The following is a 26,397-nucleotide window of genomic DNA, read 5'->3' as shown; positions in this document are numbered from 1 at the left end:
AGTGGACACGATTGCCAGTCTGTTCAGCTTCATCACGACACCCGTTTCCTGGGTCATCGTCCAGTTCCACTCGTTGTACGGGGCGATCTTCGGCCCTGACACGGGCTGGGCCTGGGGCTTGTCCATCGTGTCCCTGGTGATCCTGATCCGTATCTGCCTGATCCCGCTCTTCGTGAAGCAGATCAAGGCCACCCGGGCGATGCAGACGCTGCAGCCCGAGATGAAGAAGATCCAGGAACGCTACAAGAGCGACAAGCAGCGTCAGTCCGAAGAGATGATGAAGCTGTACAAGGAGTCGGGTACCAACCCGCTCTCCTCGTGCCTTCCCATCCTGGCGCAGTCGCCGTTCTTCTTCGCGCTGTACCACGTGCTCTCCGGCATCGCGTCGAACGACACCATCGGCGTCATCGACAAGCCGCTGCTCGAGAGCGCGCAGAAGGCGCACATCTTCGGCGCCCCGCTGGCCGCGAAGTTCATGGACAGCGAGGAAAAGGTCGCGGCGCTCCACGCCTCGCTGACCGACGTCCGGATCGTGACCGCGATCATGATCATCCTGATGTCGTTCTCGCAGTTCTACACGCAGCGCCAGCTGATGACGAAGAACGTGGACACGACGGTCAAGACGCCGTTCATGCAGCAGCAGAAGATGCTGATGTACGTCTTCCCGATCATGTTCGCCGTGTTCGGCATCAACTTCCCCGTCGGTGTCCTCGTCTACTGGCTGACCACCAACGTGTGGACCATGGGCCAGCAGATGTTCGTGATCCGCCGGAACCCCACCCCGGGCTCCAAGGCCCAGGCCGCGTTCCTGGAGCGCCTGCAGAAGCAGCTCACGCACTCCAAGAAGGTGCGGGGGCGTGGCAACGCGAACGTCATCAAGGCGATCGTCGCCAAGGGCCGTGACCGCAACGAGTTCGAGCGCAAGTTCATCAACGGTCTGGGCAAGGCGGGTCTGGTGGCCCAGGCCGACGGTTCCGTCGCGCTGAGCGAGTCCTCGGTCGCCACGGACACCGAGGACGGCACTCCTGCCGCCGGCGGCGGTGCTCCGAAGCGGCAGCAGCCCAAGCGCCAGAGCAAGTCCCAGCGCCAGTCCGCCGCCGCACACGGCAAGGCGGAGAGCGACACGGAGACGGCTTCGGAGGCGAAGACGTCACTGGAGAAGACCCAGGACGAGCCCGAGGACGCCGCTCCCCAGGGCAAGCCCGCGGCCGGCAAGTCCGGGTCGGGTTCCGGGTCAGGTAACGCACGCCAAGCCAAGTCGGGGCAGCGCAAGGGCCAGCAGCGGCCCAAGCACCCGTCCAAGAAGTAGAAGGAGTCCATCCCGTGACGGAAGGCACCACCGCCCCCGCCGAGGCCGAGGTCGAGGTCGAGGCCGGCGACACTCTCACCCGTCTTGAGCAGGAGGGTGAGATCGCGGCGGACTACCTCGAGGGTCTGCTGGACATCGCCGATCTCGACGGCGACATCGACATGGACGTCGAGGCCGACCGCGCCGCTGTCTCGATCATCAGCGACTCGAACAGCCGCGATCTGCAGAAGCTCGTCGGCCGTGACGGTGAGGTCCTGGAGGCGCTCCAGGAGCTGACGCGTCTCGCGGTGCACCGTGAGACCGGTGACCGCAGCCGCCTCATGCTGGACATCGCGGGTTACCGCGCCAAGAAGCGCGAGGAGCTCTCCGAGCTGGGCGCCAAGGCTGCCGCCGAGGTGAAGAGCTCCGGTGAGCCGGTGAACCTCAAGCCGATGACGCCCTTCGAGCGCAAGGTCGTGCATGATGCGGTCAAGGCCGCCGGTCTGCGCAGCGAGTCCGAGGGCGAGGAGCCGCAGCGCTTCGTCGTCGTGCTTCCCGCCTGATCGCACGTCGTTTCCCCGGCCCCGTCTGTTCGCAGGCGGGGCCGGTCTTTGTCAGCCTGATAGTCAGCCACCCCAGTGCGGTACGGAAGGACGGTCCCCGTGACGGAGGCAGCGGAGCTCCCCTCGGCGCCCGAGCAGGCCCGGGCGGTATTCGGTGATCGCTTCTCGGACGCGGTCCGGTACGCGGAGTTGCTGGCCGACGCGGGCGTGCAGCGCGGCCTGATCGGTCCCCGCGAAGTGCCCCGGTTGTGGGAGCGGCATCTGCTGAACTGCGCGGTCCTCTCCGAAGTCGTGCCCGAGAACGTGATGGTGTGCGACGTCGGCTCGGGTGCGGGACTGCCGGGCATTCCGCTGGCTCTCGTCCGTCCGGATCTGAAGATCACGCTCCTGGAGCCGCTGCTGCGGCGGACCACCTTCCTCACCGAAGTCGTGGAGCTGCTCGGGCTCGACCACGTGACCGTCGTGCGGGGGCGTGCCGAGGAGGTCCTTGGCAAGCTGCCTCCCGTCCACGTGGTGACCGCTCGGGCCGTTGCGCCGCTGGACCGGCTCGCGGCCTGGGGAGTGCCCCTCCTGCGTCCCTACGGGGAGATGCTGTTGCTCAAGGGCGACACGGCCGAGGAAGAGGTCAAGGGCGCGGGCGCCGCGCTGAGCAAGCTCGGCGCGGTGAACACCTCGGTGCTGCATGTGGGCGAGGGTGTCGTGGATCCGCTGTCCACGGTCGTGCGGGTCGAGGTCGGGGAGAGCCCCGGTGGCGTGCGCTTCGCCGCCAAGCGCGCGAAGGCCGCCCGTACGGGACGGACCCGGCGTCGTCGCTGAAGGTTCTCGCCCTCGTCGTTGATCCGTCCTGACGACGAGCCGTACTCCACAAAAGCTGCCAAACGTACGCATACCGGGGTGTCGCGCAAGCGGCACCCCGGCTGCCGTGCATCGTGTTTCACGTGAAACGTCGCTCACTGCTGCATGGCATCATCAGTCGCGGCCGCGCTGCGGAACCTCGCGAGCGTCGGCCACTCGGTTCCCTCAATAAGGGAACGGAGTTGTCCACAGAGGTGGATTCGTCCACAGAAGACCGGGCCTCGCTGGTTCACGACCCTCAAAGCATGGGAGGCTCTGTTCATTGCGAGCCTGAAGTCGAGGAGAGTGAATCCTTGCGGTCCGACGCCAACATCGCGGGACCGATGACCGATCCGGTCCCCGGTCCCCGTACCGAGTCGGCGGGGGAGGATGTTTCACGTGAAACACCGCCCCCGATGGACGACACCCCCATCGGTCGTGCTGCCCAATTGGCGGTGGAAGCTCTGGGCCGGGCAGGCGAAGGCCTGCCACGACCCGAGCAGACCCGCGTCATGGTGGTTGCCAACCAGAAGGGTGGAGTGGGCAAGACGACGACAACCGTCAACCTCGCCGCTTCACTCGCTCTGCACGGCGCGCGCGTCCTGGTCATCGACCTCGACCCGCAGGGCAACGCGTCCACGGCGCTGGGGATCGACCACCACGCGGAAGTGCCGTCCATCTACGACGTGCTGATCGACAGCAAGCCGCTCTCCGAAGTCGTGCAGCCGGTCCCCGATGTCGAAGGGCTCTTCTGCGCCCCGGCCACCATCGATCTCGCCGGTGCGGAGATCGAGTTGGTGTCGCTGGTGGCGCGGGAGAGCCGACTGCAGCGGGCGATCCAGGCGTACGAGCAGCCGCTGGACTACGTCCTCATCGACTGCCCGCCGTCGCTCGGCCTGCTGACGGTCAACGCCCTGGTTGCCGGCGCGGAGGTCCTGATCCCCATCCAGTGCGAGTACTACGCACTGGAGGGCCTCGGGCAGCTCCTGCGCAACGTCGACCTGGTCCGAGGGCACCTCAACCCTCATCTGCACGTCTCGACGATCCTGCTCACCATGTACGACGGCCGCACCCGGCTCGCCTCACAGGTGGCGGACGAGGTGCGCACGCACTTCGGCAAAGAGGTCCTGCGGACGAGCATTCCCCGCTCGGTCCGGATCTCCGAGGCGCCGAGCTACGGCCAGACGGTGCTCACCTACGATCCGGGGTCGAGCGGTGCCCTCTCGTACTTCGAGGCGGCACGGGAGATCGCGCTCCGTGGCGTCGGCATTCACTACGACGTACAGCACGCCCAGCTGGGCGCTCAGAATGATCAGCACAGCACGACGGAGGGGATGCAGTGAGCGAGCGACGGAGAGGGCTGGGCCGTGGTCTCGGCGCCCTGATCCCTGCGGCCCCGACGGAGAAGTCGACCGCCCAGGCCATGAACGGAGCTGCGGCTTCGCCCAGTGCCGTACCGGTACTCACCGCGGAGCGGGGTGTGGCGGCCGCGAAGGTGGCGGCGCTCCCGCAGAGCCCTGTTTCACATGAAACGGAGCAGCCGCCGAACGAAACGGTGGAGATCGAGGAGAGCCCGGTCGGTGCGCACTTCGCCGAGCTGCCTCTCGACTTCATCACGCCGAACCCGAGGCAGCCCCGTGAGGTCTTCGACGAGGACGCCCTCGCCGAGCTGGTGACCTCCATCAAGGAGGTCGGGCTTCTCCAGCCGGTCGTCGTCCGGCAGGTAGGACCCTCACGCTACGAGCTCATCATGGGCGAGCGGCGCTGGCGGGCTTGCCGTGAGGCAGGGCTGGAGCGCATCCCGTCGATCGTCCGCGCCACGGACGACGAGAAGCTTCTCCTGGACGCGCTCCTGGAGAACCTGCACCGTGCACAGCTGAACCCGCTGGAAGAGGCCGCCGCCTACGACCAGCTGCTCAGGGACTTCAACTGCACGCACGACCAGCTGGCGGACCGGATCGGTCGTTCCCGCCCGCAGGTCTCGAACACGCTGCGGCTGCTGAAGCTGTCGCCGGCGGTGCAGCGCAGGGTCGCCGCCGGGGTGCTCTCCGCGGGTCATGCTCGCGCTCTGCTGTCCGTCGAGGACTCGGAGGAGCAGGACCGCCTGGCGCACCGGATCGTGGCCGAGGGGCTGTCGGTGCGGGCTGTCGAGGAGATCGTGACCCTCATGGGTTCGCGGCCGCAGAGCACTCCGCGGGCCAAGGGGCCGCGGGCGGGCGGTCGGGTGTCGCCGTCGCTGACCAGTCTTGCCACGCGCCTCTCCGACCGGTTCGAGACCCGCGTGCGGGTGGACCTGGGTCAGAAGAAGGGCAAGATCGTCGTCGACTTCGCTTCGCTGGAGGACCTGGAGCGCATCCTCGCGACGCTCGCTCCGGGAGAGGGCCCGGTCCTGAAGAACGGGCTCGCCGAGGACTCCGACGAGGGCGCCACGCCCGAGGGCGAAGAGGCCTGAGCCTCGTCCCGCAGTCCGCGAGAGCGGGCCGTGTCCGGTGTGTACCGGAACACGGCCCGCTCTTTGCTTTCTTACGGTATCGGTGCAATCGCATCGTGGATACGATGCGATTGGGTATGGCACATCCAGCTGGCGGCACCTCACTGGGGAGGGGAGGGCCATGCGATCGGTGAGCCGCACCGGACTGATGACTGCGGGCCTTGGGCTGGGAGCCGTCGGCGGATTCGTCGGCAGCCTGCTGAAGGAACGGAGCGCTCTGACTGCCGCCCGTGATGCGGCGGGCGAAGGAAGTGAGGAACAGCCTTCATGGGGCGTCGGCTCGTACCGCTCACGCTGGACAACCTCCCGGACCTTCCCCAGCGTTGCCGGACGTGTGTCTTCTGGGAGCTGGACCCGGTCAGCGGCCAAGCCGCGGTAAAGGCCGGTACACCGGAGCTCGAGAAGGAAGCGTGGATCTCCGCCGTCCTGCTGGAGTGGGGATCCTGCGGTCGAGTCGTCTACGTCGACGACGTCCCGGTGGGCTTCGTGCTGTACGCCCCGCCCGCGTACGTGCCGCGCGCCACCGCCTTCCCGACGAGCCCCGTGTCCCCCGATGCCGTGCAGCTGATGACCGCCTGGATCATGCCGGGCTATCAGGGCCAGGGGCTCGGCCGGGTCATCGTCCAGACCGTCGCGAAGGATCTGCTGCGCCGGGGGTTCAAGGCGATCGAGGCCTTCGGCGATGCCCGATGGGAGAAGCCCGCCTGTGTGCTGCCCGCCGACCATCTGCTGGCGGTGGGCTTCAAGACGGTCCGCCCGCATCCCTCGTATCCGCGGATGAGGCTGGAGCTACGTACGACGCTCTCCTGGAAGGAAGACGTCGAGATGGCGCTCGACCGCCTGCTCGGGGCGGTACAGAAGGAGCCGGCGCTCCGGCCGCTCTGACGCCTCGCGGCCGTCCCGCCGTACTCATCGCTGTCATGCGAATGGGCCAGCCCCGGAGGGCTGGCCCATTCGTGTTTCACGTGAAACAACGCATCGCCGGATGCGGTGGTGCTCGTTACTCGGCGATGAAGTCCGCGAGGTCGCGCTCAAGAGCGGCCTTCGGCTTGGCGCCGACGATCGTCTTGGCCACCTCGCCACCCTGGTACACGTTCAGGGTCGGGATGGACATGACGCCGTACTTGGCGGCGATGCCCGGGTTCTCGTCGATGTTGAGCTTGACGATCTCGATCTTGTCGCCGTGCTCGGCCGCGATCGCCTCGAGGGACGGCGCGATCTGGCGGCAGGGTCCGCACCATGCGGCCCAGAAGTCCACCAGGACGGGCTTGTCGTTCTGCAGGACGTCCTTCTCAAAGGATGCGTCGGTCACGCTCTTCAGAGTGCCGGCCACGGCGGGCTCCTTAACTCGGTGATGCGGTGGGGAGGATGGGATGTCAGACAGTGGCTGCGGCGGTCGCGTTGTCCACGAGGGCAGCGAGGAACCGCTCGGAGTCGAGTGCGGCGGAGCAGCCGGTGCCGGCCGCCGTGATCGCCTGGCGGTACGTGTGGTCGACGACGTCACCGGCGGCGAAGACGCCGGGGATGTTCGTCCGGGTCGAGGGGGCGTCCACCTTGAGGTAGCCCTCATCGTCCAGCGTGAGCTGGCCCTTGAAGAGCTCCGTGCGCGGGTCATGGCCGATCGCGATGAAGAGGCCGGTCACCGGCAGCTCGGAGGTCTCGCCCGTCTTCAGGTTGCGCAGCGTCAGACCGGAGAGCTTCTGCTCGCCCTTGATCTCGGCGACCTCGCTGTCCCAGACGAAGCTGATCTTCGGGTCGGCCAGCGCGCGCTCCTGCATCGCCTTCGACGCCCGCAGGCTGTCGCGGCGGTGCACGATCGTCACGGACTTGGCGAAACGCGAGAGGAAGGTCGCCTCCTCCATCGCGGTGTCGCCACCGCCGATCACGGCGATGTCCTGGTCCTTGAAGAAGAATCCGTCGCAGGTGGCGCACCAGGAGACACCGCGGCCGGAGAGCGCGTCCTCGTTCGGCAGGCCGAGCTTGCGGTGCTGGGAGCCCGTCGTCACGATGACGGACTTCGCATGGTGCACGGTGCCCGCCGTGTCCGTGACGGTCTTGATCTCGCCGGTGAGGTCGACGGAGACCACATCGTCCGGCACCAGCTCGGCGCCGAAGCGCTCGGCCTGGGCGCGCATGTTGTCCATGAGGTCGGGACCCATGACGCCGTCCTGGAAGCCGGGGAAGTTCTCCACCTCGGTGGTGTTCATCAGCGCACCACCGGCGGTGACGGCGCCCTCGAACACCAGGGGCTTCAGCGACGCTCGCGCGGTGTAGAGCGCCGCCGTGTAGCCGGCGGGCCCGGAGCCGATGATGATCACGTTACGGACGTCGGTCACGGCTTGATTCCTCGTCTCTGGAGACTGCTGCGTAGTGCTGGTGGGTGCCTGTCTCAGGTCTCTCATCCCACCCAACGGATCCTACGGGGCATGCATTCCCGACGTGTCCCAGCGCACGGAAGGACGACAGGGACGTCAGGATGCCACGCCGGGTCCAGGCTTCCGCCGCAGTGCCGGGAGGGTCAGGGCCGCGCGTAGGAGTTGGTCAGCAGTACCTTGCCCGCGGCGGTCTCCGACGACGCCTTGTCCACGCACGTCGCGTCGATGACGTACGCCGAGACCTTGGTGGTGTCGGAGTCATGGGACGCCACGACGAGGTAGGCGTCCTTCCCCTTGTAGGTGCCTTCCTCGGCGGCTAGAGGTGTCCGGTCGCCGAGGCTCAGCTGGATGCACTGCGGGACGGTGACCGTCGACTCGCGCAGCTTCTGCTCCTTCGGGGACTCCGGGCTGGACCGCACGCCGAAGGACGGCTCGGTGCTCCCGGAGTCGGATCCCTGGGAGGGCCCGGTGCTGGGTGCCTTGGCGAGCAGGTCGGTCACCTGCCCCTTGAGGTTGCCCTCGGAGAACGCGTGCGCGGAGTCGTTGTGCCCAGAAGCCTTCTCGCCGGGACCACCGGAGTCGCCGCCCATGTTCTGTATCAACAGAGAGCCCAGTCCAAGGGCGGCTGCCGTGAAGACGGCACCGAGCACCACATTGCGCCGGCGACCGCCCCGCAGTCGGCTGCGGCGTCCGGGTCCCGTAGAGGCGCGAGCATGACCCGCGGGCCGGTCCGAGGGAGGGCTGGAGGCAGAGGAAGGAGAGGACCCAGAGGATTCGGAGGCTTCGGCGGGTTCACCGGAGACGCGCGATGTTTCACGTGAAACACGGACGGCGGCTGCGGGCTCCAGCAGTGGAGCCGACTCGGTCGACCTGGCAGCGGCGGGTGACTCGGACGGCTCGGGTGACTCGGGCGCGAGGGAGTCCAGCAGCGCTTCCGCGGCCAGCGCCGCGTCGATCCGCCCGGCGACATCGGCCGGCATCCTCGGCGGCCCCGGCAGCGTGCCGAGCAGGCCGCGGATCTCCTCCAGGGAGTCGTAGACATCGGCGCACAGTTCGCAGCCATCCAGATGCCGCCGTACGTCGGACGTCCGGGACGGGGTGAGCAGCCCCTCCGTGAGGTCGGAGATCTCAGCGACTTCCGGGTGCCCGGCCGAGTCCGTCGTGGTCGTCACGCTCGTCCACCTCCGCCCTTCACAGCAGCTGAATCGCTTGGTCCCGCATCCCGTGGTCCCGCTGCAGGTGGGACGGATGTCCCCTGCGTCCGGTTCCTTGCCGGGTCCGACTTCTTGCCCTCGCCGTCGTCGCCGCCGTCTCCGCGCTGCTGCCGGGCATCCGTACGCAGGTGGGTGAGCAGCGGCAGGAGTCTGGCTCTTCCGCGTGCGCAGCGGCTCTTCACGGTGCCGGTCGGCACCTCCAAGACGCGGGCTGCCTCGGCCACCGGGTAGCCCTGCATGTCCACCAGGACGAGAGCGGCGCGCTGGTCGTGCGGCAGGGTGCCCAGCGCCTCGGCGACCTCACGGCGCAGATCGCCGCGCTCGACGGGGGCCGCCGCCGACTCGTGCGGTTCGAGGAGCTGCTCGAGCCGCTCGGTGTCGTCGATGGGGGAGGTCTTGCGGGACTTCGTCTTGCGCGCCCGGTCGAGGCAGGCGTTGACCGTGATCCGGTGCAGCCACGTCGTGACGGCCGACTGTCCGCGGAAGGTGTGGGCGGCGCGGTAAGCGGACACCAGAGCGTCCTGGACGGCGTCAGCGGCCTCCTCGCGGTCGCCCAGCGTGCGCAGGGCCACCGCCCACAGACGGTCGCGGTGGCGCCGGACGAGCTCGCCGAAGGCGTCCTTGTCCCCTGCCACGTGACGGGCCAGGAGGTCCTGGTCGCTGATCTCGCCGTGCGTGGTGTCGTCCACCGTCGAACCCCCTCCCCCGATGAGCCCCGGCCTCAGCCCGCGAACTTCACGTCCGTGATGGCCTGCTTGTACCCGGCGCTGCTGTACTCATCCTGCGGAGACTTGGGCACATCGGTGAGCCAGACCAGTACGTACCGCGTCGACACCGGCTTCTTCGCCTTGACCGTGGCGCTCTTGCCCGAGGTCGTGACGGTGCCGATCTTCTTCATCGCGCTCGGAGGCGTCGTCGAGGACATCGAGGTCGCCGCGTACAGCTCGACCGTCGTGTGGTCGCCGGGGTAGCGCAGACCGAGCGACGCCGTCGACACGTCCTCCTTCTTGCCGAGGTCGTAGACGATGCCGACGCCGGGCTTGTACGGAGCGAGCTTGGGGCCCTCTATGAAGCTCTTGGACCGCCAGTACGTCGAGTCGTCGCCGTCGTACGTGTTGGGGACGCCGGCGAGGTCCTGCGGGCCGCCCTCGAGGACGTACTCCTGGCCATTCGCGATCTTGATCGGATGCGCGGTCTTCGGCTCGCCCTTGTCGCCGTCGTCGGAGGTGTCCGCGCTGCCGGGGTCGTCGGAGTTCTTCCGGTCCATCAGCGCGTCCGCGAGCTGCCAGCTGCCCAGGCCGAGCGCCGCGATGAGCAGGGCGGACACGGCCCACTTGAGGGCCTTGCCGGTCCGGCTCTGGAGCGGGGGCGGCGGGGACGGCAGCACCTGGGTCACGCCGGGACGCGGGGCCGTGCGGCCGTAGGTGCCCTGCTGATACGTCGTGCGCTGGTACTCGGGCGGTGCGGTGAACGCGGGCTCCGGCGGGCGGATGCGCGGCATCTCGCCGATCGCCTTCACCAGCTCCTCCGGCGTCGTGCACGGTGGCTCCTGGCGGGAGGCCGTGGCGCCGTCGTTCACCAGCGCGCGCATGGCGAGCTCGGAGAGGCCCCTGTGCACGCCTGCGCGCACCTGGTCGGGGGCGATGAGGCCGACGCCCTTGGGCAGCCCGGAGAGGCCGTACGCGTCGTCCTCGTACGGCCAGCGCTGGGTCAGCGAGGCGTACAGGAGTGCGCCGATCGCTTCGGTGTCCGTGCGCTGCGGGGTGTCGGAGCTGATGCCGCGGAGTGCCGCGTTCACGGCGAGGCCGCGGATGCGGTACTGACCGGACGAGGTCCGCAGGACCGCGCTGGGGGTCAGCCGCAGATGGGCGAGGCCTTCGCGGTGGGCGGCGGCCATGGCCTGGGCGACCTGGCTGACGAGCTGGTAGGCGTCGTGGGCCTCGAGCGGGCCCGCGGCGAGCAGCGCGGTCAGTTCCGTGGCGTCGGGCAGCCACTCGTGCACCACGTACACGAGGTCGTTCTCCTCGACCGCGTCCAGGACGTGGACGAAGCGGGGGTCGCCCAGGAGCGCCGACGAGCGGGCCGCGGCGAGGACCGATCGTGCCCGCGGATGGTCGGCGGGCAGGAGGTGCACGCCGACGGCCCGGCGCAGCTTCTCGTCCACCGCACGCCAACTGCTGAAACCGTCCAGACGGGTGACGCACTCTTCGAGTCGGTAGCGTCTGGCGAGCTTGTGACCGCTGTGCAGCTCGGGGGGTGTTGCCGCCCCCGCACCGGTCTCCGCCGTGCCTTCTTCTGCCGTTTCCCGCTCCCGGGTCTGGGCCACCCCGTCGGCCGTGGCCTCGTCCGCCTTCGCGGTCAGCGGCTCATCGCCGCTGTTGTCTGCCACGTCGACGGCAGCCGTGCTCCGTTCCGCCACCGTCGTTCCTGCCTCCCCATCCATCGCGCTTCGTCAGACGCCAAACCCAATTGTGCCCACAGTCCGGCGCTATGCACGACACGCGGTGGCCGGTGATGGTTGTGCGAACCCCTGTATCTCACCGTCCGAGACGGCCGCGAACCATCCCGACCATCGAATTGAGCTCTGCAATCCGCATTTTTCGGGCGGCGATGAAGAAGACACCGCCGAGGATGATTCCACCGACCACCAAGGCGATCAGTGAACCGCCGGCGCCGTCGCCCAGAGTCTTGAGGATTCCGTACCCGGCGGCACCGCCGAGGATCGCGGCCGGGATGCACGCCAGCGAGAGGCGGGCGTACGTGCGCAGGACGTGGGTGCCGTCCAGATCGCCGCCGAGGCGGTTGCGCAGCCTGCGCCAGGCGACGCCGACGCCGACCGCGTAGGCGAGGCCGTACGAGGCGGCCATGCCGATCACGGCCCACTGGGCGGGCAGCAGAACGTAGGCGATGACGCTCGCCGCCGCGTTGACGGCGGCCACGATGACCGTGTTGTAGAAGGGCGTCCGGGTGTCCTCGTAGGCGTAGAAGCCACGCAGCACCACGTACTGCACCGAGTAGGGGATGAGGCCGAGGCCGAAGGCCATCAGGACGAAGCCCATGGACTGTGCGGCCTGGCTGCCGCTGGAGGCGAAGAGCAGGGTGCACATCGGGACGCCGAGGGCGACGAACGCGAAGGCGACCGGGACGATCGCCACCGCGGAGGTGCGCAGGCCCTGCGAGATGTCGTCGCGGACCGCGCCGGGGTCGTTGTCGTGGGCCGCCCGCGAGATGCGGGGCAGCATGGCCGCCATCACGGAGACGGTGATGATGGCCTGCGGCATGCCCCAGATCAGCTGGGCGTTGGAGTAGGCCATGATGCCCGTGCCGTCCTTGCCCGAGGCCTTGCCCGCGGCGGTGGCCAGCTGGGTGACGACGAGTACGCCGGCCTGGTTGGCGAGGACGAACAGGACCGTCCACTTGGCGAGCTTGACCGCCTTGCCGAGGCCGTGGCCCTTCCAGTCGAAGCGCGGCCGGAAGCGGAAACCCGTCTCCCGCAGGTACGGGATCATCGCCAGGGCTTGGACGACGAGACCGAGCAGGGTGCCGATGCCGAGCAGGCGGACGCCGTCCGCCGGGATCGACTCGACCCGCATGCCTGAGTCGCCGGACGTGCCGTAGACCCAGATGAACAGGCCGAACGTGAAGATCATGACGATGTTGTTGAGGACCGGGGTCCACATCATCGCGCCGAACTTCCCGCGGGCGTTGAGGACCTGCCCCATCACCACGTGCACGCCCATGAAGAAGATCGTGGGCAGGCAGTAGCGGGCGAAGGTCACCGCGACGTTGTTGGCCGGCGGATTGTTCGCGATGGGGGTCGACATCAGCTTGATCAGCAGCGGCGCCGCGAAGACGGCCAGGGCGACGATCAGTCCGAGCGCGACCATGACGAGGGTCAGCAGGCGGTTGGCGTAGGCCTCGCCGCCGTCCTTGTCGTCCTTCATGGCACGCACCAGCTGCGGCACGAAGACCGAGTTCAGGCCGCCGCCGACGGTCAGGATGTAGATCATCGTCGGCAGCGTGTACGCGACGGTCCAGGCGTCACCGAGGGTCGCGGCGCCAAGGGCCGCGGTGATCACCATGGTGCGCACGAAGCCGGTCAGCCGGGAGACCATCGTGCCCGCGGCCATCACCGCGCTCGACTTCAGCAGGCTCGCCGCGCGTCCGCCGCCGCCCGACTTGGGGGCCGGAGCGGGCGCCGGGGGAGCCGCCGGGGCGGGGACCACCGGGGGCTCGGGGGGCTGGTAACCGCCCTGCTCCGGGTAGCCGCTGCCCTGGGGGTAGCCGTTCCCCTGGGGATGACCGCCGCCCTGGGGGTAGCCGCCGCCTTGGGGGTAGCCGTCCTGCTGGTAGCTCTGCTGGTAACCGCCGGGCTGTTCGCGGTAGCCGCCGGGCTGCTGGTCCCGGAAGAGGTGGGCGAAGGCGTCCGGCTCGTGGCGCTCCTCGCCGGAGTGCGTGACGAGGTCGTCGACGCCCACGAACTGCGTCGTGCGGGCGTCGTCGCCGTACGGGAGGTGCCGGGTCGGGCCCTCGGGCTCGGGAGCCGGGGTCTGCGCCCACACGCGGGGGTCCGGGGCATGCTGGGGAGAGGGCGGCTGGGCGTAGAGCGGCTGCGGGTCCTGGTAGTAGCCGGGCGGCGGCGGGGGGTGCGCGGCGCGGTCGTACAGCGCCTCGGTCACCGGGTCCTGAGCGGCGAGGTCCTGGGCCCGGTAGGGGTCCTGGTCGTAGGCGTCCTGGAGGTACACGTCCGGGGCAGGCTGAGGTGGCACCTGCCCGTCCTCTGGAGGACCGGAACCGCCCGCGCCCTGGCCACGGTCACCGTCGTACGGCGCGTTCATGGATTACCCCACCTCATCGTCCCCGGGCCCACCGGCCACGACATCGCTCAACGGTCCACTCTCTCACCCGTGTCCGACGGGTCGGTGCTTTCCGGAGCGGTGTCCGGTGTCGGGTCACTCGGCTGCTCGGGGTCGTCCTCCCCCGGCTCCGTGCCGGACTCGCCGTCGGGCCCGTCCTCCGGGCCCTCCTCGGGGCCTTCCTCGGCCTGCTGCCGGGCGGCCCGCTTGCGCTGGGTGTACATCCGGAATCCGGCGAGCACGAGCAGCAGCACACCGCCCGCGATGACCAGCATCACCGTGAGGGTGATCTCGGTGACGTTCACGTCGAAGTGGACCGCCTTGCCGTACGGCTGGCCGTCCTCGGTGTAGAGCTGGGCGTAGACCGGGACGGGGCCGTTGGCGTTGGCCGTGGTGGTGAACTTCACCGACTGGGCGTGCCCGCCCGAGACCTTGACCTCCTGCTCCGAGTAGGCCTTGCCGCCGATCTTCAGACGCGTGGGGTTCTCCGAGGTCAGGCGCAGGACCAGGTGGTCGACGCCCTGGACCAGGTTGTTCTGGACCGTCACCGGGATGGTCGCGCTGCGGCCCGAGAGCTTCGCGTCGGACTTGTCGATCAGTCCCACCTGTCGCACGAGCGTGGTCAGGTAGCTCCCCACGCCCTGCCGGAACCTCGCCGCCTCGGCGGGCCTGCCCCGCCAGGACGTCGACATCTCGCGGTCTATGGCCCGCCCGAAGGGCGTGATGACGCGGTCGGGCTCGCTGAGGATCGTCTGGAAGCGCTTCAGCTTGTTCCGGGTGCCCTGGATCGACTCGAAGGCCGACTTCGGCAGCTCCTGCTTGCGCAGCGACGCCGGGTAGGACCGGGCCGACGGCACCTGGGTCGTGGCCGAGGAGTCGGGCTTCGCCTTCGCCGCGGCCGACAGGTCCTGCGACTGGGACCAGCGGTTGTCGGAGAGGGCGGTCAGGGCCTTCGCCATCGCCTGGGCCTGGCTTGCGGACGGCATGCGCTGCGGGGCGACGACGATGCTGCGCTGCTTGTCCGGGTCCTGCAGCGTGACCATCAGGCTCTGGGCGAGGAACTCCTGCACGGCGAGCGTGGAGCTCTCGGCACCCGTCATGTCGCCCTGGAAGGCCGTGGAGAGGCGTGCGTCGGCCACCACGGCCGTCGTGCCGCCCCCGATGGGCCGGGCGGCGTTGGGCGTGTACGGCAGCGCCTCGCTCTCCCGCAGGCTGTCGCTCCTGGCGATCACCGAGTGAGCGCCGGCCGAGGTGGAGACGTCGACGATCGACGGGTCCAGGGCGCCGTCCACGGGCCAGGCGAAGTCCGACTGCGGCTTGACGTGGAGGATGGACTCCACGGCCTTCGTCCCGGCGTCCGTGGCGTCCTTGAGCTGGCCCAGGGAGCCGGCCACGGCCTTGCCGTTGTGCGCGAGCGATGCCAGGTCGGGATCGGCGAAGGGCAGCGCGACGACCTTCTTGCCCTTGTCGTCCTTCACGGTCTGCTCGAGCTCGTTGAGCCACTCCTTGGCGACCGCCTGGTTCTTGCCCGCGGTGGTGCCCTTGCCGTCGGCCGTCTGCACCCGGTAGTTCCGCGTCATGCGGTCAACCGAGGCCAGCAGGTCGGGGTCGATGACCCAGGTCACGTCGAGCTGGCGGCCCAGGGACAGCATCTGCTCCAGGCGCCCGCCCGGAGCCAGCTCCTTGCCCAGGGCGTCGTCCGTGAAGACGGGGGTCTGCTGCTCGTCCGAGCCGGTCTCCGCCGTGAGGTGCGCGGTGGAGATGAGCGGCCACAGGTAGGTCGTCTTCGTCTTCGTGTCGGCGGCGCCCGACTGCCACGGCAGGAAGGTCCGCTCGAAGCCGAGCACCTGGGACCACGGCTGGGCCGCCGTCCGGCCCGAGAGCGCGACGCCCAGCTGGTAGACGCCGTCGGCGCCGAGATCCAGGGCCTTGACCGGGACGGAGATGCTGAAGTCCTGGCGGATGCCGGGGGCGAGCTTGGAGAACTTCTTGACGTACTTGCCGCCGACCTCCGTGCCGTCGGCTCCCGGCCGGTAGCCGGTGCGCTTGGCGGCGGCGTCGATCTGGCTCCGGCCGTTCAGGACCGGCCCCAGGCGCAGCCCTACCTCGGCGCCTGTCACCGGCTGCTTGCCCTCGTTGGTGACCGTGCCGGAGACCGTGAGCGTGTCCCCGTCCGTCGGGGCGTTGGGCGTGAGTTTGTTGAGCGAGACGTCGACGGTCTTCGAACCGGTGGCGTCTGCCGGCGCGCTCGGCGTCGCGGCGTGCGCTGTCGGCTCCGCCGACAGCTGCAGCGTGCCGGCCAGCAAGGGGGCGCCAGCCAGCAACGCTGCCGTTCGCCGCAGCCACCGGCGGGCAGGTGAGGGACTGGTCCCCGGGAAGTCTGCCGCCTCGGCCACGCGTTGCCCGTCCTCGTTGTCGTCAGTGGTCGTCGGTTGTGCGTCCACGCATGGTAACGAGGTGCGCTGTGGCGAAGTGCCGCGGACTGCTCCACATGATCGGAAGACCTGGCCGGGGAGGGGCGCGCGGCCTCGGAGACCCCGCCGAAAACGGGGCGGCCGGGGGCGTCCGGGGCACGTACCCTTTTCTGTTGTGCCGAACGCCAACGAAGAAAATCCCAGCGCACTGAGCCAGGTGCAGCGCCGCGCGGTCAGTGAACTGCTGCGGGTGTCCCCTGTCGCGGACGACCTTGCCCGCCGATTCCAGGAGGCCGGGTTCTCCCTCGCCCTGGTCGGCGGATCGGTCAGAGACGCGCTCCTTGGCCGGCTCGGCAATGACCTGGACTTCACGACCGATGCCCGCCCCGAGGACGTACTGAAGATCGTCAGGCCGTGGGCGGACTCGGTGTGGGAGGTCGGGATCGCCTTCGGCACGGTCGGGAGCCAGAAGGAGGGCTATCAGATCGAAGTCACGACATATCGGTCCGAGGCGTACGACAGGACCTCGCGCAAGCCCGAGGTGTCGTACGGCGACTCCATCGAGGAAGACCTCGTCCGCCGTGACTTCACCGTGAACGCGATGGCCGTCGCTCTCCCGGAGAAGGAGTTCGTCGACCCTCACGGAGGGCTTGAGGACCTCGCTGAGCGCGTCCTGCGCACCCCTGGCACCCCGGAGGACTCCTTCTCCGACGACCCGCTGCGGATGATGCGGGCCGCCCGGTTCGCCGCGCAGCTCGACTTCGAGGTGGCTCCCGAGGTCGTCGCCGCGATGAAGGCGATGGCCGAGCGCATCGACATCGTCTCCGCGGAGCGGGTCCGCGACGAACTGAACAAGCTGATCCTCTCGCCGAACCCGGCGAAGGGACTGGCTCTACTTGTCGACACAGGCATCGCCGACCGCGTACTGCCCGAGCTTCCGGCCCTGCGCCTGGAGCATGACGAGCACCACCGGCACAAGGACGTCTACGACCACTCGCTGATCGTCCTCGAGCAGGCGATGGCGCTGGAGGAGGACGGCCCCGATCTGACGCTGCGGCTCGCGGCGCTGCTGCACGACATCGGGAAGCCGCGGACGCGGCGCTTCGAGGACGACGGCCGGGTCTCCTTCCACCACCACGAGGTGGTGGGCGCCAAGATGACCAAGAAGCGCATGACCGAGCTCAAGTACTCGAACGAGCTCGTGAAGGACGTCTCGCGCCTGGTGGAGCTGCACCTGCGCTTCCACGGCTATGGGACGGGCGAGTGGACGGACTCGGCCGTGCGCCGTTACGTCCGCGACGCGGGCCCTCTCCTCAGCCGGCTGCACAAGCTGACCCGCTCCGACTGCACGACGCGCAACAAGCGCAAGGCCAATGCGCTGTCGCGCGCGTACGACGGCCTGGAGGAGCGCATCGCGCGGCTTCAGGAGCAGGAGGAGCTGGACTCGATCCGTCCCGACCTGGACGGCAACGAGATCATGCAGATCCTGGACGTACGGCCGGGCCCGGTGATCGGCCAGGCCTACAAGTTCCTGCTTGAGCTGCGGCTGGAGAACGGGCCGATGGAGCGCGACGCGGCGATCGCGGCACTCAAGGAGTGGTGGGCCACGCAGGAGTAGGCGGCTCGGTGCGATGTTTCACGTGAAACATCGCACCGGACCCGGATACGCGAAGGGGCACTGTTTCACGTGAAACAGTGCCCCTTCGCGTATGCCGTTACTTGTTCTTCAGGCAGAGCACCACGTCGTGGCCGCCACCGGTCTGGTAGTAGGAGACCTCGGTCCCCTTGACCGCGTTGCACTTGGTGACGCTGCTGGTGTCGTCGAACTTCTCGATGACCTCGAACTGGGCGTCGCTCGAGGAGCAGTCGGTGTTCTTCAGGTCAGGCTGCGACTGCGTGCCCTTGTTGTGCAGGCAGTCGCCGACAGCCGTGCTTTCGGCGTCGCTCTTGCCCAGGTACCACTTGCCGACGGCGATGATGATGCCGATGACGATGACGGAACCGATCCGCAGGGCCAGCTTCTTGGCTCGCCCACCGCCACTCGGTGCTGCCGGGGGAGGAACCGGCGCCCCCTGGTTGTACGGCGGGTAGGGCTGCTGCGGCGGAACGCCGGGCTGGCCGGGCTGAGCCGGCTGGCCGGGGTGCTGCGGCTGCACGCCCTGGCCGTACGGATTCTGGCCCTGGGGCGGAGTAGTCACTTTGGGGGTCCCCCTCGAACGGAAGCGCGATGGCGCGGATACGACGTCCGTAAGTTATAGGGAGGCAGTGACATCTCTGAAGCCCAGAGGTGCTCTGTGTCACTGATGTGACACTTACTGCGCGTCAAACCTGGCCATAGCGGCAGCAATTGCTGCGTAGATAACGGCCACCGTGACCACCAGCGGCACCGATCGGCCGTCAGGCGGCAGCATCAGCGCCGCCACACCGGCCGCAGCGACGAACGCGACGTTGAACAAGACGTCGTAGACCGAGAAGATCCGGCCACGGAAGCTGTCGTCCACTCCCGACTGCACCACGGTGTCCGTGGCGATCTTCGCCCCCTGTGTCGTCAGCCCCAGCAGGAACGCGGCGATGAGCAGCGGAACCGGGGTGAAGGGGAGGGCGAGCGCCGGTACCAGGATCGCCGCGGCGCCCGCGCAGACCACGATCCAGCCCCCGGCCGTCAGCCGGCTCACCGACCAGGGCGTCACCACGGCCGCCACGAAGAAACCGGCCCCCGAGGCGCCCACGGCCAGCCCGAGCAGGGCGAGCCCGTCGGACTCCGACGAGGACCAGGCGTACCGGCAGAGCATCAGGACCATGACCGTCAGGGCGCCGTAGCAGAAGCGCATGAGCGTCATCGAGAGGAGCGCGCGTGCGGCGGGGCGCCGCCGTGCGAGGTGCCGCACGCCGGCCACCAGGTCCCGGGCCGTACCGGAGAGCGCCGCGACGAGGCGGGGCCGCATCACCTCCGGGTCCGGACCCAGCAGGTCGCGCGCCATCCGCAGCGAGGCGAGCGCCGCGCACAGGTACAGGGCGGCCCCGAGCAGGACGACTACCGCGTCCGAGTCGGAGCCCACCAGACGCACGGCGAACGCGAGGCCGCCACCCACGGTGGCGGCCAGGGTCCCCGCGGTCGGCGAGAGGGAGTTGGCCATCACCAGGCGCTCGGCGTCGACCACGCGCGGCAGGGCGGCCGAGAGCCCGGCGAGGACGAAACGGTTGACCGCCGTGACGCAGAGCGCGGAGGCGTAGAAGAGCCAGTTCGGTGCGCCGCTCAGCATCAGCACGGCGGTCGCCGATGCGAGGGCGGTCCGCAGCAGGTTGCCGTACAGGAAAACCTGGCGGCGCGGCCAGCGGTCGAGGAGCACGCCGGCGAAGGGGCCGATCAATGAGTACGGCAGGAGGAGCACCGCCATCGCGGAGGCGATCGCGCCCGGCGAGGCCTGGTTCTCCGGCGAGAAGACGACGTACGTGGCGAGGGCCACCTGGTAGACGCCGTCCGCGCCCTGGGAGATCAGCCGCACGGCGAGCAGCCGTCGGAAATCCCGCAGGCGCAGGAGTACGCGCAGGTCACCGACGACAGTCATGGATCTCACCCTCACATACGAGGAGGGTCCCCGGGCGGATTGCCCGGGGACCCTCAACAGCCGTTCAAGGGACGAGCTTTAGCGCTCGACCTCGCCCTTGATGAACTTCTCGACGTTCGCGTACGCCTCGTCGTCGAAGTACTGCACCGGCGGGGACTTCATGAAGTACGAGGACGCGGAGAGGATCGGGCCACCGATGCCGCGGTCCTTGGCGATCTTCGCGGCGCGCAGGGCGTCGATGATGACACCGGCCGAGTTCGGGGAGTCCCAGACCTCGAGCTTGTACTCGAGGTTCAGCGGGACGTCGCCGAAGGCGCGGCCCTCGAGGCGGACGTACGCCCACTTGCGGTCGTCGAGCCACGCGACGTAGTCCGACGGGCCGATGTGGACGTTGTTCTCGCCCAGCTCGCGGTCGCGGATCTGCGAGGTGACGGCCTGCGTCTTCGAGATCTTCTTGGACTCGAGGCGGTCGCGCTCCAACATGTTCTTGAAGTCCATGTTGCCGCCGACGTTCAGCTGCATCGTGCGCTCAAGGCGCACACCGCGGTCCTCGAACAGCTTCGCCATCACGCGGTGCGTGATGGTGGCGCCGACCTGCGACTTGATGTCGTCGCCGACGATCGGGACGCCCGCCTCGGTGAACTTGTCGGCCCACTCCTTGGTGCCGGCGATGAAGACCGGGAGAGCGTTGACGAAGGCGACCTTGGCGTCGATGGCGCACTGCGCGTAGAACTTCGCCGCGACCTCGGAGCCCACCGGCAGGTAGCAGACGAGGACGTCGACCTGCTGGTCCTTGAGGATCTGGACGACGTCGACGGGGGCCTCGGCGGACTCCTCGATGGTCTGGCGGTAGTACTTGCCCAGACCGTCGTGGGTGTGGCCGCGCTGGACGGTGACGCCCTTGTTCGGCACGTCGCAGATCTTGATGGTGTTGTTCTCGCTGGCACCGATGGCGTCAGAGAGGTCGAGGCCGACCTTCTTGGCGTCCACGTCGAACGCGGCGACGAACTCGACGTCACCGACGTGGTAGTCGCCGAACTGGACGTGCATCAGGCCCGGGACCTTGGCGTCCGGGTCTGCGTCCTTGTAGTACTCGACGCCCTGGACCAGCGAGGCGGCGCAGTTGCCCACGCCGACGATGGCTACGCGAACCGAACCCATTCCGGTTGCTCCCTGTGTGATCTGTGTATTCCGGATGAGACCCGCGGACCGCGGAGCCTCACTTGGCGGTGTCATCGGACGGATCCGGCGGCGGGTTGTCGTCCCGCCGCCGGGGCAGGCCGCCCGACTCCCCAGATGTGCTGTCGTGCTGAGCGGAGCCGTCCGGAGCGGACCGTTGCTGGTCGCGCCCCGCGCGCTCGCTTTCGATGAGCTCGTTCAGCCAGCGCACTTCGCGCTCCACGGACTCCATTCCGTGCCGCTGCAGCTCAAGCGTGTAGTCGTCCAGGCGCTCCCGGGTACGGGCCAGGGAGACGCGCATCTTCTCCAGACGCTCCTCGAGGCGGCTGCGACGCCCCTCGAGCACCCGCATGCGTACGTCCCGCGAGGTCTGCCCGAAGAAGGCGAAGCGGGCGGCGAAGTGTTCGTCCTCGTACGCGTCGGGGCCGGTCTGGGAGAGCAGCTCCTCGAAGTGCTCCTTACCTTCCGCCGTCAGCCGATAGACGATCTTGGCGCGGCGCCCGGAGAGAGGGGCCGTGAGGGCCTCCTCGGGAGTGCCGCCCGATTCCTCGATCAACCAGCCGTTGGCGACCAGCGTCTTGAGGCAGGGGTAGAGCGTCCCGTAGCTGAAGGCGCGGAACACTCCCAGCGAGGTGTTGAGCCGCTTACGCAGCTCATAGCCGTGCATCGGGGACTCGCGCAGCAGACCGAGCACGGCGAACTCGAGGATGCCGGAGCGTCTGCTCATCTTCGCCCTCCCGTCCGCCTGCGTCTGTCGACACGGTCTTTATGCCGAGCTGATGTATCGACTCGATACATCGAGACGATAGAACGGCCCGCCTGTCGAGACAAGAGGGGAAACGGTGAACGGCGTCACATCACCGATTCGTAGGAAGTAACTTGCCTGATTTGGGGTGAACTTCTGCCCTAAGAGGGTTTTGACGGTGCGTAGTCTGTGCGCCATGCAGACCGCCGGGAACCAAGTGACGCGTGAGATCGTCGTTGACCCTGGTGTAGTGCGGGTGAGCGCTGGCATGGGCGCATCCGTACTTCGGGGGGACCGGAAACCAGCCGCCGTTTCCAGGCGTGGACACCTGCGCCTGCCCGAGGAGTAATCGTTCGATGAGCGAGCACCGTCGCAAGCCGCCGCAGCCGCAGGGCGGCGGACGCGCCGCGGCCAGACGCGGCGTTCCAGGCGCGTCGTCAGGTCGCCGCGCGGCACCGCGTGGCGCCACTGGATCACCCACTTCCTCAACCGGCTCGCACGGGACGGGGGCTCCCGACGACGGGGACCGTTCCTACGGCGGCCGCGCCGAAGCCCGCCGTGCCGCGCAGCGCAGTGGCGCTGCCGGCGCGGGTGGAGGCCGCCGCAGAGCGGCCGACGGTGCCGGGCGCGGAGGCGCCGGGGGCGGCGGTCGCCGGGGCGGCGGTGGCCCGAACGGGCCCGGCCGTGGCCGGGGCCGTGGCGGTCACGAGCCGCGCAAGAAGCGGTTCATCGACTACCCGCGCGCGGAGAAGGACGGTCTGCGCCGCTGGGTTCCGTCCTGGCGCCTGGTCACCGGCCTGTTCGTCGGGTTTCTCGGCAGCCTGATGGCGGTCACCGGGATCGCGTACGCCCTGGTGGAGGTGCCGAAGGTCGACGAAGCGGCCAAGGCGCAGAACAACGTCTACTACTGGGCCAACGGCAAGCAGATGGTCGCGACCGGTGGTGAGACGAACCGCCAGATCATCGACTACGACAAGATCCCCGAAGAGATGCGGACCGCCGTCATCTCGGCCGAGAACAAGACGTTCGAGGACGACAAGGGCGTCGACCCCATGGGCATCGCGCGAGCCGTGGTGAACATGGCCAAGGGCGGCGAGACCCAGGGTGGCTCGACCATCACCCAGCAGTACGTGAAGAACGCGCGCCTGGGCGACCAGTCGCAGACGTTCACGCGTAAGTTCAAAGAGCTCTTCATCTCCATAAAGGTGGGCCGGCAGGAGTCCAAGGAGAAGATCATGGCGGGGTATCTCAACACCGCCTACTACGGTCGCGGGGCCTATGGCATCCAGGCCGCCGCCCGTGCCTACTTCGGCAAGGACGCCCAAGACCTGAACCCGAGCCAGTGCGCTCTCCTGGCGACGGTGCTCAAGGGCGCCACTTACTACGACCCGGCGGGCTCCCCCGAGGTCGACCCCGCAGCTTCGTCGGAGGCCAACACCGCGCGTGCCAAGAAGCGCTGGAGCTGGATCCTCGACGAGGAGGTCAAGGACGGTCACCTGACCGCCGAGGTCCGGAACAAGTACACGAAGTTTCCGCAGCTGGAGAACCCTCGTTCAAACGCTCAGCTGGGCGGACAGGTCGGTTATCTGGTCGACCTGGCCAAGGCTTACGTGATCAACAACAGCAACGGCGAGATCACGGCCAACGACCTCCAGCAGGGTGGCTACGAGATCCACACGACCTTCGACAAGAGCAAGGTGCTGAAGCTCGAGAAGTCCGTGGAGAAGGTCCGCAAGGCGAAGATCAAGCCCAAGCAGCGGCCGGACAAGGACACGCACGTCCAGTTCGGTGGTGCGTCGGTGAACCCCAAGGACGGGGCGATCGAGGCCATCTACGGCGGTGAGGACGCGACGAAGCACTTCACCAACAACGCGGACCAGACCGGTGCGCAGGTCGGCTCGACGTTCAAGCCCTTCGTGCTGGCGGCGGCGTTCAAGGACGGAACGCGTGACCCCGACGGGACGGCCGAGCAGGGCGAGGATCAGCGCACGATCGTCAACCCCAAGAGCCTCTACAGCGGCAAGAACAAGCTCAAGATCCAGAACTTCGACGGCTCCGTCTGGAAGGACCGGGAAGGCAAGGAGTGGCTGCAGACGAACGACGGTGACGCGTCGTACAACGCGCCGACGTACCAGATCGACCTCCGTGAGGCGATGCGGGAGTCCGTCAACTCGGCCTATGTACAGCTCGGAATGGACGTCGGCCTGGACAAGGTGAAGGAGGCGGCCATCGCCTCCGGCATCAAGGAGAACAGCCTGGCCAGCGCCAACTACCCGTCCTTCTCACTCGGTACGTCGTCCCCGAGTGCGATCCGCATGGCCGGCGCCTACTCCACCTTCGCGTCCAGCGGCAAGCAGAACGACCCGTACTCGGTGAAGGAAGTCGAGTACAAGGGCAACACCGTCTACCAGCACGAGACGAAGACGAAGCGGGCCTTTGACAAGGAGGTCGCCGACAACGTCACCGACGTCCTCAGGACCGTCGTCGAGAAGGGCACGGGTACCTCGGCCAAGCTCAGCGGCCGTCAGGTGGCGGGCAAGACCGGTACGACCGACGGCAACAAGTCCGCCTGGTTCGTCGGCTACACCCCGCAGCTGTCCACCGCGATCAGCATGTACCGCCTGGACGACAACGAGGGCAACAAGAAGCGCGAGTTCCTGGAGATGTTCGGCACGGGTGGCGAGGAGAAGATCCACGGTGCCTCGTTCCCCGCGCAGATCTGGAAGGACTACATGGAGCAGGCCCTGAAGGGCCAGCGCGTGATCAACTTCCCGGTCCCGGCGCCCATCGGATCGGTCGTCGGTGAGACCCCGCCGCCCGCCCCGAGCCCGACTCCCTCCGAGACGGAGGAGCCGGAGGACTCACCCTCGCCGACTCCCTCGAAGACGGAAACGTCGCCGAGTCCGTCGGAGACTCCCGATCCCACGGAGTCCTGCGCCGACTGGGACTGGCAGTGCAACAACAACAACGGCGGCCAGGCAGACGGCGGGACCACCGACGGCAGTACCGGCGGGGAGTCACCACCGACCACGGAGGAACCGACGGGCGGCGGAGGCAACAACGGAAACGGCAACGGCGGAATCTTCGGCTGACCGCCAGGCTGAACCGAGCTCCCCTTGAGGGTGTTTCACGTGAAACGCACTGTTTCACGTGAAACATGTACCGCAGAGCGCTGACGAGGGCCGCCACACCGCACCGGTGTGGCGGCCCTCTCCGTGTTCTCAGGTGCGTACGGCAGGATGGCGGCATGCCCAGTGCAGAGACGACGCGCACGAGCGTGCACAAGACCGCTAGTGCACATCAGCCGGAGACCGTGCGGCCGACCAAGGAGGACGAGGTCGCCGCGGCCGGCAGCGAGATGATCGGTGGACCCATCGGCCGCAGAGTGCTGTACGCGGCGACATGGTGGACTCCCGTACGCGTCATCGCGCTCGTGGCCATCGGAATGTTTGCGCTCGGCATGGTGCAGAAGATGCCGTGTTACGACGGTGCCTGGTTCCAGGGCGCGAGCTCGCAGTACACGCACGCCTGCTACTCCGACATCCCGCACCTTTACCAGGGGCGGGGCTTCGCCGATGGTCTCGTGCCCTACTTCGACAAGTTGCCCGGCGACATGGAGTACCTCGAATACCCGGTGCTGACCGGTGTGTTCATGGAGGTGGCCTCCTGGCTGACGCCCGGCAGCGGCAGCATCCAGCACCAGGAGAAGTTCTACTGGATGGTCAACGCCGGGATGCTGATGGCCTGCACGGCGGTCATCGCCGTCTGTGTCGCCCGTACCCACAAGCGGCGCCCCTGGGACGGCCTGCTGGTCGCCCTGGCGCCCGCCTTCGCGCTGACGGCCACCATCAACTGGGACCTGTTCGCCGTCGCTCTCACGGCCGCCGCGATGCTGATGTGGGCGCGCGGTGGCACGCTCTCCGCGGGCGTCCTGCTGGGCCTGGCGACCGCCGCGAAGCTCTATCCGGCGCTGCTCCTGGGTCCGCTGCTCATCCTGTGCTGGCGGGCGGGACGCTGGCGAGCCTTCCTCACGACGGCCGGGGCGGCGGTGGGTGCCTGGCTCGTGGTGAATCTGCCGGTGATGATCACGCACGACTCCACGGGCTTCCACATCCGTGAGGGCTGGGCGAAGTTCTACACCTTCAGCCAGGAGAGGGGCGTCGACTTCGGCTCGTTCTGGCTGATCCTCTCGCAGCGCATGGACGACCCGCTGTCCACCGAGACGGTGAACACCCTGGCGACGGCGCTGATGCTCCTCGCCTGCCTCGGGGTCGGCGCGCTGGGCCTGACCGCCCCGCGCCGCCCGCGCTTCGCCCAGCTCGCCTTCCTGGTGGTCGCCGCGTTCATCCTCACCAACAAGGTCTACTCGCCGCAGTACGTACTGTGGCTGATCCCGCTGGCCGCGCTGGCGCGGCCGCGCTGGCGTGACTTCCTGATCTGGCAGGCGTGCGAGGTCGCGTACTTCCTGGGGATCTGGATGTACCTCGCGTACACGACGAGCGGAGAAGCCCACAAGGGCCTGCCGACGGAGGGCTACCAACTCGTCATCGTGGTGCACCTGCTGGGGACGCTGTACCTGTGCGCCATGGTCGTACGCGACATCCTGATGCCGGAGAAGGATCCGGTGCGGCGGTCCGGCGACGACGACCCCTCTGGAGGCGTCCTGGACGGGGCACAGGACGTCTTCGTCCTCGGTCAGGCGGCTCATCCGCCCCGGCATGCCGTGCACGCGACAGAGAGGCCCCAGGTGCGGTGGGGAGCGACCTCCACCGACGTTTCACCCTGAGCGAACAGACCGCTGGAGCGGCAAGAAACGGCTGAAGGGCCGGGAGCGACGGTGGTCGCTCCCGGCCCTTCAGCCGTTGGTCG

General features: G+C 68.5%; 20 protein-coding genes. 9 read left to right on the top strand and 11 right to left on the bottom strand.

Annotation, left to right across the window (positions count from 1 at the left end; translation table 11 throughout):
- Position 1 precedes the first annotated feature (1 nt).
- The 6 genes from yidC to QBL25_RS21595 all read left to right on the top strand — a co-directional run bounded on the left by yidC (position 2) and on the right by QBL25_RS21595 (position 6,061).
- On the top strand, positions 2-1,309 hold the full coding sequence (gene yidC, locus QBL25_RS21620) for a membrane protein insertase YidC (protein ID WP_409058670.1): 1,308 nt from the start codon (positions 2-4) through the stop codon (positions 1,307-1,309).
- 14 nt (positions 1,310-1,323) lie between these two features.
- Entirely contained in the window at positions 1,324-1,851 is a 528-nt protein-coding gene (locus QBL25_RS21615; protein ID WP_409058669.1) for a protein jag, read from the top strand.
- Positions 1,852-1,950: 99 nt separating this feature from the next.
- Positions 1,951-2,667, top strand: a complete 717-nt coding sequence (gene rsmG, locus QBL25_RS21610; RefSeq protein WP_409058668.1) for a 16S rRNA (guanine(527)-N(7))-methyltransferase RsmG — start codon at positions 1,951-1,953, stop codon at positions 2,665-2,667.
- Between the two features lie 284 nt (positions 2,668-2,951).
- The gene (locus QBL25_RS21605; protein WP_409058667.1) at positions 2,952-4,028 is read left to right on the top strand and encodes a ParA family protein; all 1,077 of its coding nucleotides are present in this window, start codon (positions 2,952-2,954) and stop codon (positions 4,026-4,028) included.
- Complete coding sequence (locus tag QBL25_RS21600; protein ID WP_409058666.1) at positions 4,025-5,137, top strand: ParB/RepB/Spo0J family partition protein; 1,113 nt, start codon at positions 4,025-4,027, stop codon at positions 5,135-5,137. The genes QBL25_RS21605 and QBL25_RS21600 overlap by 4 nt, the downstream gene beginning before the upstream one ends.
- Positions 5,138-5,443: 306 nt before the next feature.
- Positions 5,444-6,061, top strand: coding sequence for a GNAT family N-acetyltransferase (locus tag QBL25_RS21595; protein ID WP_409058665.1), 618 nt, complete (start codon positions 5,444-5,446; stop codon positions 6,059-6,061).
- 115 nt (positions 6,062-6,176) lie between these two features.
- Here the strand turns inward: QBL25_RS21595 and trxA are convergent, their stop codons facing one another.
- The 7 genes from trxA to QBL25_RS21560 all read right to left on the bottom strand — a co-directional run bounded on the left by trxA (position 6,177) and on the right by QBL25_RS21560 (position 16,017).
- A complete protein-coding gene (trxA, locus tag QBL25_RS21590) occupies positions 6,177-6,509 on the bottom strand; it encodes a thioredoxin (protein ID WP_409058664.1) in 333 nt (110 codons plus the stop codon).
- A 43-nt stretch (positions 6,510-6,552) separates the two neighbouring features.
- Positions 6,553-7,512, bottom strand: a complete 960-nt coding sequence (trxB, locus tag QBL25_RS21585) for a thioredoxin-disulfide reductase (protein WP_409058663.1) — start codon at positions 7,510-7,512, stop codon at positions 6,553-6,555.
- Between the two features lie 182 nt (positions 7,513-7,694).
- The gene (locus tag QBL25_RS21580; protein WP_409058662.1) at positions 7,695-8,723 is read right to left on the bottom strand and encodes an anti-sigma factor family protein; all 1,029 of its coding nucleotides are present in this window, start codon (positions 8,721-8,723) and stop codon (positions 7,695-7,697) included.
- On the bottom strand, positions 8,720-9,454 hold the full coding sequence (gene sigM, locus QBL25_RS21575) for an RNA polymerase sigma factor SigM (protein ID WP_409058661.1): 735 nt from the start codon (positions 9,452-9,454) through the stop codon (positions 8,720-8,722). The genes QBL25_RS21580 and sigM overlap by 4 nt, the downstream gene beginning before the upstream one ends.
- A gap of 32 nt (positions 9,455-9,486) precedes the next feature.
- Positions 9,487-11,184: a protein kinase family protein gene (locus tag QBL25_RS21570; RefSeq protein WP_409058660.1), complete on the bottom strand. Its 1,698-nt coding sequence runs from the start codon at positions 11,182-11,184 to the stop codon at positions 9,487-9,489.
- 118 nt (positions 11,185-11,302) lie between these two features.
- The gene (gene murJ / locus QBL25_RS21565) at positions 11,303-13,603 is read right to left on the bottom strand and encodes a murein biosynthesis integral membrane protein MurJ (protein WP_409058659.1); all 2,301 of its coding nucleotides are present in this window, start codon (positions 13,601-13,603) and stop codon (positions 11,303-11,305) included.
- A 47-nt stretch (positions 13,604-13,650) separates the two neighbouring features.
- Complete coding sequence (locus QBL25_RS21560; RefSeq protein ID WP_409062730.1) at positions 13,651-16,017, bottom strand: DUF6049 family protein; 2,367 nt, start codon at positions 16,015-16,017, stop codon at positions 13,651-13,653.
- A gap of 193 nt (positions 16,018-16,210) precedes the next feature.
- On the opposite strand from QBL25_RS21560, the gene QBL25_RS21555 reads away from it, so the two are divergent.
- Positions 16,211-17,653 (top strand): CCA tRNA nucleotidyltransferase, encoded by a 1,443-nt coding sequence (locus QBL25_RS21555; RefSeq protein WP_409058658.1) that lies wholly within the window; start codon positions 16,211-16,213, stop codon positions 17,651-17,653.
- 97 nt (positions 17,654-17,750) lie between these two features.
- Here the strand turns inward: QBL25_RS21555 and QBL25_RS21550 are convergent, their stop codons facing one another.
- From QBL25_RS21550 to QBL25_RS21535, 4 genes are all read right to left on the bottom strand, one after another.
- On the bottom strand, positions 17,751-18,233 hold the full coding sequence (locus QBL25_RS21550; RefSeq protein WP_409058657.1) for a hypothetical protein: 483 nt from the start codon (positions 18,231-18,233) through the stop codon (positions 17,751-17,753).
- 114 nt (positions 18,234-18,347) lie between these two features.
- A complete protein-coding gene (locus tag QBL25_RS21545; RefSeq protein WP_409058656.1) occupies positions 18,348-19,604 on the bottom strand; it encodes an MFS transporter in 1,257 nt (418 codons plus the stop codon).
- A 78-nt stretch (positions 19,605-19,682) separates the two neighbouring features.
- Entirely contained in the window at positions 19,683-20,765 is a 1,083-nt protein-coding gene (locus tag QBL25_RS21540; RefSeq protein ID WP_409058655.1) for an inositol-3-phosphate synthase, read from the bottom strand.
- Between the two features lie 58 nt (positions 20,766-20,823).
- Positions 20,824-21,510 carry a PadR family transcriptional regulator gene (locus QBL25_RS21535; protein WP_409058654.1) on the bottom strand — a complete coding sequence of 229 codons (687 nt, stop codon included), beginning with the start codon at positions 21,508-21,510 and terminating at the stop codon, positions 20,824-20,826.
- Positions 21,511-21,884: 374 nt separating this feature from the next.
- Between QBL25_RS21535 and QBL25_RS21530 the strand changes: the two genes are divergently transcribed.
- Together QBL25_RS21530 and QBL25_RS21525 are read left to right on the top strand one after the other, a co-directional pair.
- Complete coding sequence (locus QBL25_RS21530) at positions 21,885-24,620, top strand: transglycosylase domain-containing protein (RefSeq protein ID WP_409058653.1); 2,736 nt, start codon at positions 21,885-21,887, stop codon at positions 24,618-24,620.
- Positions 24,621-24,775: 155 nt separating this feature from the next.
- On the top strand, positions 24,776-26,314 hold the full coding sequence (locus QBL25_RS21525; protein WP_409058652.1) for a glycosyltransferase family 87 protein: 1,539 nt from the start codon (positions 24,776-24,778) through the stop codon (positions 26,312-26,314).
- The last annotated feature ends 83 nt before the right edge of the window (positions 26,315-26,397 follow it).

This window comes from Streptomyces sp. SYP-A7185 (assembly GCF_046103685.1).
Taxonomy (GTDB): Bacteria; Actinomycetota; Actinomycetes; order Streptomycetales; family Streptomycetaceae; genus Streptomyces.
Note: the sequence above shows the minus strand (reverse complement) of the source record. Positions and strands in the feature narration are given on the sequence as shown.